This is a genomic window from Ruminococcus sp. 8Y-12 (assembly GCF_058119865.1).
Genome location: NZ_CM176623.1, coordinates 754,244 through 767,304, shown reverse-complemented (window position 1 = coordinate 767,304; position 13,061 = coordinate 754,244). Strand labels below are relative to the sequence as shown.

11 protein-coding genes are annotated in these 13,061 nt (G+C 49.3%); 6 read left to right on the top strand and 5 right to left on the bottom strand.

From position 1 onward, the window contains the following. Window positions 1-2: 2 nt before the first annotated feature. The 5 genes from ade to AC0THY_RS02715 all read left to right on the top strand — a co-directional run bounded on the left by ade (window position 3) and on the right by AC0THY_RS02715 (window position 7,251). Complete coding sequence (gene ade / locus AC0THY_RS02735) at window positions 3-1,733, top strand: adenine deaminase (RefSeq protein WP_489992939.1); 1,731 nt, start codon at window positions 3-5, stop codon at window positions 1,731-1,733. Between the two features lie 796 nt (window positions 1,734-2,529). After that, entirely contained in the window at window positions 2,530-4,581 is a 2,052-nt protein-coding gene (locus AC0THY_RS02730; RefSeq protein ID WP_489992938.1) for a DHH family phosphoesterase, read from the top strand. 1 nt (window position 4,582) lies between these two features. Beyond that, on the top strand, window positions 4,583-5,029 hold the full coding sequence (gene rplI / locus AC0THY_RS02725) for a 50S ribosomal protein L9 (protein WP_489992937.1): 447 nt from the start codon (window positions 4,583-4,585) through the stop codon (window positions 5,027-5,029). Between the two features lie 19 nt (window positions 5,030-5,048). Beyond that, entirely contained in the window at window positions 5,049-6,377 is a 1,329-nt protein-coding gene (gene dnaB, locus AC0THY_RS02720; RefSeq protein ID WP_489992936.1) for a replicative DNA helicase, read from the top strand. 178 nt (window positions 6,378-6,555) lie between these two features. Then, complete coding sequence (locus AC0THY_RS02715; protein WP_489992935.1) at window positions 6,556-7,251, top strand: helix-turn-helix domain-containing protein; 696 nt, start codon at window positions 6,556-6,558, stop codon at window positions 7,249-7,251. A 146-nt stretch (window positions 7,252-7,397) separates the two neighbouring features. Here the strand turns inward: AC0THY_RS02715 and fdxA are convergent, their stop codons facing one another. The 4 genes from fdxA to pflB all read right to left on the bottom strand — a co-directional run bounded on the left by fdxA (window position 7,398) and on the right by pflB (window position 10,782). After that, complete coding sequence (fdxA, locus tag AC0THY_RS02710) at window positions 7,398-7,568, bottom strand: 4Fe-4S ferredoxin (protein ID WP_489992934.1); 171 nt, start codon at window positions 7,566-7,568, stop codon at window positions 7,398-7,400. A gap of 104 nt (window positions 7,569-7,672) precedes the next feature. Beyond that, complete coding sequence (pflA, locus tag AC0THY_RS02705) at window positions 7,673-8,431, bottom strand: pyruvate formate-lyase-activating protein (protein ID WP_489992933.1); 759 nt, start codon at window positions 8,429-8,431, stop codon at window positions 7,673-7,675. A gap of 1 nt (window position 8,432) precedes the next feature. Further along, window positions 8,433-8,675: an autonomous glycyl radical cofactor GrcA3 gene (gene grcA3, locus AC0THY_RS02700; RefSeq protein WP_489992932.1), complete on the bottom strand. Its 243-nt coding sequence runs from the start codon at window positions 8,673-8,675 to the stop codon at window positions 8,433-8,435. Between the two features lie 34 nt (window positions 8,676-8,709). Next, window positions 8,710-10,782 carry a formate C-acetyltransferase gene (gene pflB / locus AC0THY_RS02695; RefSeq protein WP_489992931.1) on the bottom strand — a complete coding sequence of 691 codons (2,073 nt, stop codon included), beginning with the start codon at window positions 10,780-10,782 and terminating at the stop codon, window positions 8,710-8,712. A 772-nt stretch (window positions 10,783-11,554) separates the two neighbouring features. On the opposite strand from pflB, the gene AC0THY_RS02690 reads away from it, so the two are divergent. Beyond that, the gene (locus AC0THY_RS02690) at window positions 11,555-11,764 is read left to right on the top strand and encodes a DUF1858 domain-containing protein (RefSeq protein ID WP_489992930.1); all 210 of its coding nucleotides are present in this window, start codon (window positions 11,555-11,557) and stop codon (window positions 11,762-11,764) included. A 102-nt stretch (window positions 11,765-11,866) separates the two neighbouring features. Here AC0THY_RS02690 and AC0THY_RS02685 read toward each other — a convergent pair whose 3' ends face one another. Continuing rightward, window positions 11,867-12,616 carry an adaptor protein MecA gene (locus AC0THY_RS02685; RefSeq protein WP_489992929.1) on the bottom strand — a complete coding sequence of 250 codons (750 nt, stop codon included), beginning with the start codon at window positions 12,614-12,616 and terminating at the stop codon, window positions 11,867-11,869. Window positions 12,617-13,061 lie beyond the last annotated feature (445 nt).

Here is a 13,061-nt window from a genome sequence, read left to right as displayed (position 1 = left end):
AGATGCTTAAGAAATGTGTACAGGCCGGAAGCGGAAAGCAAAAGGCGGATCTGGTGTTTAAGAATGCCGGAATTGTCAATGTGTTTACGGAGGAACTGGAACAGGGGGATGTGGCTGTCTGTGACGGGATAATCGTGGGAATCGGAAGCTACGAGGGCGCTGACGAGGTGGACTGCACCGGAAAATTTCTGGTGCCGGGCCTGATTGATGGCCATATTCACCTGGAGAGCTCTATGATGCAGCCCGCTGAGTTTGTGCGCACAGTCCTCCCCCACGGAACCACCGCCCTGGTGACCGATCCCCATGAGATCGCAAATGTGTGCGGACGGGAGGGGATTGACTACATGTATAAGGCCACCAGGGGGTTGCCCCTGGAGGTGTACTTTACCCTTCCCTCCTGCGTGCCGGCCGCTCCACTGGATGAGAGCGGGGCCTGCCTGGAGGCGGAGGACCTGCGTGCCTACTATCAGGAAAAGAGGGTGGTAGGCCTTGCAGAGATGATGAACTATGTGGGCACAACAGCGGGGGATAGTCAGATTCTTCAGAAAATCGAGGATGCCAGACACTTTGGCAAGGTGGTGGACGGACATGCGCCGGGCCTTACCGGAAATGACCTGTGTGCTTATATCAGCGCGGGAGTCCACTCAGACCACGAGTGCTCCACATCCAGAGAGGCAGCAGAACGCATCCGGAGGGGGCAATGGATTATGGTGAGGGAAGGCACTGCAGCCCGTAACCTGGAGGCCCTGATGCCGATGTTTGAATATCCCTACTGCGAGAGGGCCATGCTGGTGACAGATGACAAGCATCCTGGGGATCTGCTGGAGAACGGGCACATAGACGCCATTATCCGCAAGGCTGTCCGTTTGGGTGCGGACCCCTGTAAAGCGGTCAAAATGGGGTCCTTTAACGCAGCGGTTTATTTTGGGCTGAGGCAGATGGGGGCAGTGGCGCCCGGGTATCAGGCGGATCTGGTGCTTCTCTCAGATCTGGAGGAGTTCCGGGTGGAGGCAGTGTACAAAAAGGGTACGCTGGCCGTCCGGGAGGGAAAAGCGCTCCCCTTTGCAGCTCCCAGCGTCAATCAAAAATTGTCTGAGCGTGTTTACCACTCATTCAATATGAAAAAGCTGGAGGAAGAAGATTTTCTTCTGAGTGTACACAAAAAGAAAAAAGAGGGCCATATCAGGGTGATCACCCTTCAGAACGGACAGATACTTACCGGGGAAGAGATCCTTCCCTATACATCCCAGCAGGACGGTGTAAATGTCAGGGACGACATCATCAAGCTGGCTGTGCTGGAGAGACACCACCGTACCGGGCACCGGGGCCTGGGATATCTGAAGGGTTACGGGCTAAAAAAGGGAGCAGTGGCATCCTCAGTAGCCCATGACTCCCATAACCTGATTGTGGCGGGTACCAATGCGCGGGATATGGCTCTGGCTGCCAACTGCGTCAGGGAGATCCAGGGCGGCTGGGCCCTGGTTGCGGACGGGCAGATACTTGCACAGCTTCCTCTGCCAGTGGCGGGGCTGATGAGCGACCTGGATGCCCAGACTCTGGCTGAGCGCATACGATTGATGAAAGAGCGTGCCCATGAGCTGGGAGTGGGCAGGGGAATTGATCCCTTTATGACCCTTGCCTTTGTGAGTCTGCCAGTAATTCCCGCACTGAGGCTCACCACATCCGGCCTGGTGGATACCCAGACACAGAAAATAGTACCTGTATTTTTGTAAAACCGTGTGATATTTCAGAACCGAACGGAGAAATCGTTACAAAACGGCCATGTATGCACCGCTCTTCCGGAGAACTTTCGGCAGGGGCGGTGTTTTTATATGACTGTGTAGTGAATGCACAGAACTGTAGGAACAGCTGCTTTTATGTAACAGTTCAGATGGGGCTGTTTTGTTACTTGTTACCACCCGGACATCACCCGGGCGTTGGCAGCTCTCACGCAAACACGTGCAACGCTCTGGGGAACTAACCGTTAACTGCAACTAAGGACGCTCAGGAAAGCCTTCGCGTCCAAGTTTCCGTAAACGGTCATTTCCCCGCCGCTAAAAACGCACGTAAATTGTTTGCTTAGAGAGCTGCCAACGCCCGGGTGACTGTGTTCTGGAACCGAGAACTTCCCCAAAGCTTGTTGGGAAATGGCCTGGATAGCATGTTCTTTCGCCTAAGAGAAACAGCTTCCTCCGGCGCAGGGCTATGCTTCGGGGACAATTGGCGTGCGTTTTTAGTGGAGATGGAATCCTCTGCTTACGGAAACTTAGAGACGAAGGTTCTCCTGAGTCTCTTAGCTGTAGTTAGCAGATAGTCCATCGGAATGTTGCACGCGTCCCCGAAGCATAGCCCTGCGCCGGAGGTAGCGTCCCCTTATACCGAACCACACCTGTCCAAACGGTTACACTTTCATAGATTCAGTGTATAGAAAGGATAAAAAAGCCTTTTCTAAGAGGGAAAAAAATGCTATTATATAGATAATGCCATAAAAGACCTTGGCGTATAAGGAAAGGCAATCGGAGGCACGGAATGAAGAAAAATAGTAAAATAAAGTTTAGCGGCAAGCTGAAATCTTATATGCAGTGGCCCGTTGTGATGGTACTGTTTCTGGTGCTGATGAACATAACGGTATATTTTGTCAATACCAAGGCCGGCATCCTGGTTTCCTGTTTCACAGCACTTTACGTCATCATGGTATTGGTGATGCTTTTTCACTACAAGCCCAATATTATGAATGAAATGATTTATTTTGCCACCCAGTATGGCCAGGTGCAGAAAACACTGCTGGAAGAGTTCGCAATACCGTATGCACTGCTGGACCCGGATGGAAAGCTGATTTGGATGAACGGGGAGTTTTCTGAGATAACCGGAAAGGATAAGCGGTACCACAAGCATATCCTGAATCTGTTTCCTGAGATTGATACCCATGTACTGCCTGTCCAGAAGGACGTGAGCACTGTGGACATCACACACGAGGGAAGAGATTTCCAGGTACAGCTGCACAAGATTTCCATTCAGATTCTGGATGAGACGGTGGATATTGTGGACATGCCTAAGGAGAGCAGTTACATGATTGCCATGTATCTCTTTGACAACACAGAGCTGAATGAGAGCCGCAGGGAAAACCAGGAGCAAAAAATGGTTGCCGGTCTGATCTATCTGGACAACTATGACGAAGCCCTGGAGAGTGTGGAGGAAGTGCGCCGTTCCCTTTTGGTGGCGCTGATTGACCGTAAAATCAATAAATATATCTCCAACCTGGACGGCGTGGTAAAGAAACTGGAAAAGGACAAGTATTTTATTGTCCTGAAATACAAGAGCCTGCTGGAACTGGAGGCGAACCGATTCTCCCTCCTGGAGGAAGTAAAGACCGTCAATATCGGAAATGACATGAATGTGACTCTGAGTATCGGAATCGGTGTTAACGGAGGCGGATATATTCAGAACTGTGAGTTTTCCAGAATCGCCATCGAAATGGCCCTGGGCCGCGGAGGCGACCAGGCTGTGGTCAAGGAAAATGAAAAGATCTCCTACTACGGCGGAAAGTCCCAGCAGATGGAAAAGAGCACCAGAGTCAAGGCCAGGGTGAAAGCCCATGCCCTGCGGGAATTTATCGGCAGCAAGGACAAAGTGCTTGTAATGGGGCATAAGATCACGGATATCGATTCCTTTGGCGCGGCAATCGGAGTCTACCGGGCGGCTAAGATGCTGGATAAGCACGCCCATATTGTACTGGGAGATATCAACGGGTCCATCCGGCCATGGATCAGCCTGTTTTTGAACAACCCGGATTATGAGAAGGACATGTTCGTGACTCATGCGGAGGCTGAGGCCATAGCGGACAACAACACCGTGGTAGTGGTAGTGGATACCAACCGTCCCAGCATGACAGAGTGTGAGTCCCTTCTGCATCTGACCAAGACCATTGTGGTGCTGGATCACCACAGGCAGAGCAGCGAAGTGATCAAAAATGCGGTTCTCTCCTACATTGAACCTTACGCTTCCTCCTCCTGCGAGATGGTTGCGGAAATTCTGCAGTATTTTTCAGACAGCGTGAAGCTGAAGAGCCGGGAGGCAGACTGTATCTATGCCGGTATCATCATTGATACCAACAATTTTGTGGCGAAAACAGGAGTGCGCACCTTTGAGGCTGCAGCGTTTCTGCGCAGGTGTGGGGCGGATGTGACCCGGGTGCGGAAGATGCTGAGGAATGATATGACCTCCTACAAGGCCAGAGCAGAGGCCGTACGCCACGCGGAAGTATTTCTGGACTGCTATGCCATCAGCGCATGTCCCAGCCAAAATCTAGAAAGTCCCACCATAGTGGGAGCTCAGGCGGCCAATGAGCTGCTGAATATAGTGGGAATCAAGGCATCCTTTGTGATTACAGACTACAACAACCGGATCTATATCAGTGCCAGGGCCATTGACGAGGTCAATGTACAGATTATTATGGAACGTCTGGGGGGCGGCGGGCATATGAACATTGCCGGCGCGCAGCTGGACGGAGTCAATATTGAGGAAGCGAAACAGAAGTTAAAAGAAATTATTGTAACAATGACAGAAGAAGGAGCGATTTAAAATGAAAGTGATTTTGACGGAAGACGTAAAGACTTTGGGAAAAAAAGGTGAGATCGTAAATGTGAGTGACGGCTATGCCAGGAATGCGCTGTTCCCTAAAAAACTGGCGCTGGAAGCCACACCTAAGAATATCAATGATCTGAAGCTGCAAAAAGCCCACAGCGAAAAGGTTGCCAAAGAAGTGCTGGAGGAGGCCCGGGCTTATGCGGAGGAGATCGGGAAAAAGGAGATTCAGGTATCCATAAAGGTGGGAGAGGGCGGTAAGACCTTTGGCTCTATATCCACAAAGGAGATTGCAGAGGCAGCGAAAGAGCAGCTGGGATATGATCTGGACAAGAAGAAGATCCAGCTCCCCAACCCCATAAAGTCCCTGGGAACTACAGAAGTGGGGATCAAGCTTCATCCAAAGGTGACCGCAAAGCTGAAGGTAACCGTAAAGGAAGCGTAATGATATTGGAGGGAGCACCATGGAGGAGGCACTGATCAAGCGGGTACTGCCCCACAGTGTAGAGGCGGAGCAATCCGTAATCGGGTCTATGCTCATGGACCGTGAGGCTATCATGGCAGCCTCAGAAATTGTTACCAGCGAAGATTTTTATCAGCACCAGTATGGAATCGTCTTTGAGGCCATGCTGGAGCTTTATAATGAGGGTAAGCCGGTAGATTTGATTACGCTCCAGGAGCGCCTGAGAGAAAAGGAGGTTCCCCCTGAGGTGAGCAGCCTGGAGTTTATCAAAGATCTCCTGAATACCACCCTTACCTCAGCCAACGTCAGATCCTATGCGCAGATCGTACAGGAAAAATCCATGCTGCGCAAACTGATAAAGGTCAACGAGGAGATAGCCAACACCTGTTACCTGGCAAAGGAGAGGGTGGAGGACATCATGGAGGACACAGAGCGAAAAATTTTCAATCTGGTCCAGAAGCGCAGCACAGGGGACTATGTGCCCATTAAGGATGTGGTACTCAATGCCTTGGACAAGATTGAGATAGCGTCCAAAAACAAGGGAAGCGTCACAGGAATCCCCACAGGATTTGTGGATCTGGACTACAAGACGTCCGGAATGCAGCCCTCTGACCTGGTACTGGTAGCCGCCCGTCCATCCATGGGGAAGACGGCATTTGTGTTAAACATGGCACAGCACATGGCCTTCCGGAACGGAGTTACGGCAGCCATATTCAGCCTGGAGATGTCCAAGGAGCAGCTGGTAAACCGTCTGCTCTCCCTTGAGTCAAGAGTAGACTCCCAGTCAATCCGAACGGGAAGTCTAAGCGACGAGGATTGGACCAAGCTCATAGAGGGAGCGGGAATTATCGGAAAATCCAACCTGATCATAGACGACACACCGGGCATTTCCGTGGCGGAGTTGCGTTCCAAGTGTAGAAAATACAAGTTGGAGCACAACCTGGGAATCATCATCATAGACTACCTGCAGCTGATGACAGGCAATAAAAAGACAGATTCCCGCCAGCAGGAGATCTCTGATATCTCAAGATCCCTAAAAGAGATCGCCAGAGAGCTCTCCGTCCCTGTAGTAGCCCTCTCCCAGCTCAGCCGGGCCGTAGAACAAAGACCCGACCACCGGCCCATGCTCTCCGACCTGCGAGAGTCCGGAGCCATAGAGCAGGACGCGGACGTTGTAATGTTCATCTACAGAGACGACTACTACAACAAAGATTCAGAAAAAAAAGGAATCGCCGAGATCATCATAGCCAAACAAAGAAACGGCCCCATCGGAACCGTAGAACTAGTATGGCTGCCCAATTATACAAAGTTCGCAAACATGAAAAAATGAGGCATGCATTCTCAGAAAAAAATAGCCCCCACCAAGGTCGAAGACTTTGGTGGGGGCTATTTTTCTCTGAGAATATAGGGCGAAGCCCGACACCAAAAATCCTGTCAAAACTTGCGATATCTTTCCCACCCATTCCCCCCTCCAATATGGTATACTTTCACAGTAAGGAGGGGAGCGCATGAGTGAGACCAGGTATATGATTTCCGACGCTGCCAAAAAGGTGGACGTGGAGACCCATGTGCTGCGTTACTGGGAAGAGGAGCTGGATTTAGCCATTGCCAGGACGGAACTAGGGCACAGATACTATACCGAGGAAGACATCCGCATATTCCGGAATATTAAAGAACTAAAAGAGAGAGGAATTCAATTAAAAGCCATTAAAGTACTGATACCAGAGCTGAAAAAAAGGGTATCCCATTCAGAGGAAGGCACGGAAGACTTATCTCCCAGTGTGGACAACATAATTAATTTGGAGGAGAAGCTGAGTGAGCGTTCATCCGTGCAGTCATCTCAACCCTCCCAAGCGTCCCAGCCATCTGGGACAGCTCATATCCCCCAGAAGGCCCAGTCGCCCCAAGAGGCGGAGACCCTGCCGGCCATAGCCGGTGACCTGGACAAGCTGAAACAGTTTGAGAGTATTGTCAGCAACATATTTAAGCAGGTGCTGCAGGAAAATAATACCGAGCTGGAAAGCCGTATCACGGATACCCTGGTAAAAGAGGTGGACGTGCTTCTTCAGCTGCGTGAGGAGCGGGAGGAGGAGCGCTACCGTCAATTAGACGAGACCATCCGGGCCCACCAGAAAAAACGACAGCTGGTTGCAGCCACCAAAGAAAAGGGAACGGAGCGAAAAAAGAGGTGGTTCCATCTATAGACCTGAAATTACCGAGCCGGCCGCCACAGCAGCTATCAGGCTCGGTTTATTATGGGTTTGATAAGAGGTCAGCCCCGACAAAATATTAATTAAATTACAAAAACAAAAGCCGGTACCTGATGTACCGGCTCTTGAGCTTCTAAGCATTATTCTGCGTGAATCGCACCTGTCGGACATTCTGCTTCGCAGGTTCCACAGTCTAAGCAAGTATCAGCATCGATAACGTACTTGTCATCTCCCTCGCTGATAGCCTCTGCTGGACATACACCAGCGCATGTTCCACAGTTTACACATTCATCTGTGATTACGTATGCCATATCTAGTATCCTCCTTAAAATATATTCGTGTACGGCTTGTCTCCAAACCTTTCACTTCATTTTAATACATTTAAATTCAATATACAAGTTAAATGTTTATGAAATTATTGCCTTAACAATTGTTTCCTTTTTTTATGAAATCCATCCATAATAAAGCCCCGCGCTTTGATTGCGGCTTCCTTGCTGCAGTCCTCCAGATCCCCCAGGGGGTAATCCATCCCTAACTTTTCGTATTTTACTTTTCCCATAGTGTGATAGGGCAGGACATCCAAAGCCTTTACATTTTGAAGTCCTCCGATATAGTACCCAAGATCATACAGATCCTTTTCATTGTCTGTAATTCCCGGAACAACCACATGGCGTATCCACACGGGGATTTTCTTCTGATCCAGATACTGCGCAAAGAGAAGAATACGCTCGTTTGGGCAGCCGGTCAGTTCTTCGTGCTGTTTGGGATGAATATGCTTGATATCCAGCATCACCAGGTCTGTCACTTCCAAAAGTTTGTCCAGCTTCTCCAGATAAGCTGGATTGGATGGCTGGAAGGTGGCGCCTGAACTGTCAATGCAGGTGTGAATTTGGCACTCTCTGGCCTTGGTCAAGAGTTCTGTGACAAACTCCAACTGGAGCAGAGGCTCGCCTCCGGTGACGGTGAGTCCTCCGTTTCTATAGAATGCTCTGTTCTTTTCATAGCTCTCCAGAATTTCCTCCGGAGTTATAGGGGTGCCTCCCTTGGTGTCCCAAGTATCCGGGTTGTGACAGTAGAGGCAGCGCATGGGGCAGCCCTGCATAAAGACCACATAGCGGACACCTGGGCCGTCCACAGTGCCAAAGCTCTCCAGAGAGTGTATATACCCTGTCATCTTATATAGAGTGGTGGAAGGTTCTGGAGATTACCTCATCCTGCTGCTCTTTTGTGAGCTTGTTGAAGTTTACTGCATATCCGGAAACGCGGATCGTCAGCTGAGGATATTTTTCCGGATGAGCCTGGGCATCCAGCAATGTTTCCTTGGTGAACACATTAACATTTAAGTGATGTCCGCCCTTTTCCGCATATCCGTCCAGTAAGTTGATCAGGTTTTCTACCTGTGCATTGTTGATATCCATTGTAAATCCTCCTATAAATAAGTGTATGGGTTTCTTATTGCTCTTCGCCTAAAGTGCCCTCGCAGCATCCCAAGTCCAGATCTACGGCCAGATCGCCCATAAAGATCTGATCATCCTTGCCCAGGGCGCCCGGGATGATGGAAAAGGTGTTGGAGATACCATCCTGAGCCTCGCGGAAAGGAAGCTTGGAGACAGAGGACAGGGAAGCCACCGCGCCATGTGCATCACGTCCGTGCATGGGGTTGGCACCAGGTGCAAAGGGTTCTCCGGCCTTTCTCCCGTCCGGGGTAGCTCCTGTATTCTGCCCGTACACCACATTTGAAGTGATGGTCAGAATGGAAGTAGTTGCCACGCCGCCGCGGTACGTGTGGTTTCCGCTGATATATCCCATGAAGATACGAACCAGATCCGCTGCAATGCTGTCCACGCGATCGTCATCGTTTCCGTATCTGGGGAAATCTCCCTCTACCTGGTAGTCAACTACAATGCCGTCCTCGTCACGGATAGCCTTGACCTTTGCGTATTTGATTGCTGAGAGGGAATCCGCAACTACGGACAGTCCGGCAATACCAGTTGCGAACCAGCGTCTCACATTTTTGTCATGCAGTGCCATCTGGACTCTCTCATAGCAGTATTTATCATGCATATAGTGGATGATGTTTAAGGTGTTCACATAAACGCGGGCCAGCCATTTCATCATATCCTTGTAAGCGGACATGACCTCATCATAATCCAGGTACTCGGAGGTGATGGGACGGTATTTGGGTCCCACCTGTTTTTTGGTGATCTCATCCACACCGCCGTTGATTGCGTAGAGCAGGCACTTGGCCAGGTTTGCCCTTGCGCCGAAGAACTGCATTTCCTTTCCGATTCTCATGGAGGATACGCAGCACGCGATTCCGTAGTCATCTCCGTGGGTTACACGCATGAGGTCATCGTTCTCGTACTGGATTGCAGAGGTTTTGATGGACATCTTAGCGCAGTAAGCCTTGAAGTTGTGGGGCAGCCGTGTGGACCACAGTACAGTCAGGTTGGGCTCCGGAGCGGGACCTAAGTTGTCCAGGGTGTGCAGATAGCGGTAGGACATTTTGGTTACCATTGGACGTCCGTCAATGCCCACACCTGCGATGGACTCTGTGACCCAGGTGGGATCACCGGAGAATAGGGAGTTGTATTCAGGAGTACGGGCGAACTTCACCAGTCTCAGCTTCATGATAAAGTGGTCCACCATCTCCTGAAGCTCCTGCTCTGTAAAGGTGCCGTTCTTTAAATCGCGTTCCGCATATACATCCAGGAAGGTTGAGGTGCGTCCCAGAGACATAGCGGCCCCGTTCTGCTCCTTAACAGCAGCCAGATATCCAAAGTAAAGCGCCTGGATGGCCTCCTGGGTATTGGTTGCCGGACGGGAGATATCGCATCCATAGATTTCGGCCAGCTTTTTCAGCTCACCCAGAGCGCGGATTTGTTCGGAGAGTTCCTCGCGCTGGCGGATTACATCAGAGTACATGATCGTACGCGTGGTGTCCTTCTGATTCTGTTTGTCAGCAATCAGCATATCTACACCGTAGAGTGCCACACGGCGGTAGTCGCCGATGATTCGTCCGCGGCCATAGGCATCGGGAAGGCCTGTGATGATATGGCTGGAGCGGCAGGCGCGCATTTCCGGGGTGTAAGCGTCAAACACGCCTGCATTGTGAGTTTTTCTATGGGTGGTAAAGAAGTCAACAATTTCCGGATCTACCTCATAACCATTATCCTGGCAGGCCTTCACTGCCATGCGGATGCCGCCATAGGGCTGAAGGGAACGCTTAAAGGGCTTATCTGTCTGGAAACCAACGATTTTCTCTTTGGATTTGTCTAAATAACCCGGTCCATGGGAAGTGATGGTTGAAATCACTTTGGTGTCCATGTCCAGCACTCCTCCTGCCTTGGCTTCCTGTGCAGTCAGATCCATAACCGTGTCCCAGAGTTCCTTTGTCGCCTCTGTGGCATCTGTGAGGAAGCTTTCGTCTCCCTCATATACGGTGTAGTTTTTCTGGATGAAATCGCGGACATTGATTTCTTTCTGCCAGATGCCGTCTTTAAAGTCTTTCCATTCTGCTTGCATGAGAATCCTCCTTGATCATAATGATATAGTAGTATCCGAAAATAAGAATTTTATTTGTCGGAAAAAGTTAGTGGTTATCTTGATCATAGAATAACATGCACATTGTATACAAGTCAATGGGAAAACTTGTATTTTATTGCATACAGTATTCTATTGAGAAATTTTAAGGATTAAGCGGACGCCTCCTCCGGCGCAGGGCTATGCTTCGGGGACGCGTGCAACATTCCGATGAACTATCTGCTAACTACAACTAGGACGCTCAGGAAAGCCTTCGCGTCCAAGTTTCCGTAACCAGAGGATTTCATCTTCATTAAAAACGCACGCTAATTGTCCCCGAAGCATAGCCCTGCGCCGGAGGAAGCTGTTTCCCGTAGGCGGAAGATTGTGATACCCAGGCGATTTGCAAACAAGATTTTGGGAATTTCTATATTCTTCTATGTTCCAGAAAACAGTCGCTCGGGCGTTGGCAGCTCTCTAAGCAAACAATTTACGTGCGTTTTTAGCGGCGGGGAAATAACCGTTTACGGAAACTTGGACGCGAAGGCTTTCCTGAGCGTCCTTAGTTGCAGTTAACCGTTAGTTCCCCAGAGCGTTGCACGTGTTTGCGTGAGAGATGCCAACGCCCGGGTGACGTCCGGGTGGTAACGCAGTAAATTACCTTACCCGTTTTAAATGTTTTTTTGGTAAATACGAGGAGTGAAATGAGCCTTGCATGTTAAAGAAAAAAGTATTATAATAGGAGGCATCTTGTATTAGTTAGGAGGGAATATTGATGACTAAGATCACAAAAGACATGATCATTGGCGATATTTTAAGAATGGACCCGGATATGGCAGGGGTGTTGGTAGCCGGAGGAATGCACTGTGTTGGATGCCCGTCCGCTCAGGCAGAGACCATTGAGGAGGCAGCCATAGTCCATGGAATTGAGCCTGAAGTATTAGTTGCAAGAGTAAACGCGTTTGTGGAGAGCAAACAGGCTTAATAGATCATACAAAAAGAGTGTACAAGCGGTTCCATCGACCGACTGTACACTCTCTTTTTCTTTGCATATATATCTTGTTTCAGACGTATCAGACATTCCTGGCTAGAGCAGTGCCAATTTCTGTAAAGCCTGATTACTGATTAGGCACTCCATATGTTCCGCGTAAAATGCGCCCATGGGCGCTGAGAATTTATGGTTTGTACCGTACTCAGATAGGATATTGCAGATTTTGTTAAACTCCTCAGGGCTGTGCTCAGACTTGCTGATGATCAGATGATACTGGCGTGCGGTTTCATCCTTATAAAGAGAGTTCTCTCCGTGGTAAACCGGCTGCAGTACATGGGAGGCCCGAATTACACAGTCCAAATCAGGGAATTTGTAGAGCCTTGTCAGGTTAAAGGGAGTTTCCTCAGTACTCTGGGCGGCATTTGCCTGTGCGGGCTTTTTTTCAGCCATCTTTTTCTTCGCTTCCCGGATTTTGTTAAAGAGGCCCAGGATGTCATCCGCACCCTCCAGCTTGCTGGGAATGGGTGAGTCTTCATCAGAGAGGGAACCCTCGCCATCCGATGGCGCAAACTTTGCAAACCGGGTATCCAGTTCATCCGGGTCTTCCACTTTTGTGATAATCAGGATAATGGAATCAGAGGAGAGTGGTATGGCCTCAATCATCAGCGGAATATCATTGGCCTCAAACCCAAACTCATAGGCAGCCTGCTGCATCATATCCCGAAACAGGGATTTTGCCTTATCGGTTCCATAGGCCAGCTCGCTGATCTTTATTTCTCGAGTAGCCAGGTCTTCTTTTGTCAGTGTACAGCGGATCTGGTTATCGTTGATCTTTTCAATTTTCATATTTTCACATCCTATCTATATATGATTTCGATGATGTACTAGTATTATTATATACTGTTTTCTGCGTTTATGTAAAGTAATTCACTGGATTTAATGTCATATAGTATATACAAACAAATGTCATCTGTCAAACAAAAAAATGCTTGCCAAATCATAACTTATTGTCTATAATAAACAGTAAGAGAAGACGAAGCGTATTTAATCTATTTTACTACCTATTCTATGCAAATATCTTTGCAGACGTTTCTTATTTTTCAAACCAGTTTTTCACAGCAATCATTCATTGCACCCTACCCAAAAGACACACAGCATATTTGCTTTCGTCTTCTCTGCCAAGTACAAAACAGCCGTGCCGGAACATAATATATCACAGGCAGAAATGCCGCAAGCACCGCAGGGAATTCTCCGTCAGGCCGTAAAGAAAGGAAGTGAGTATGCATAAAGG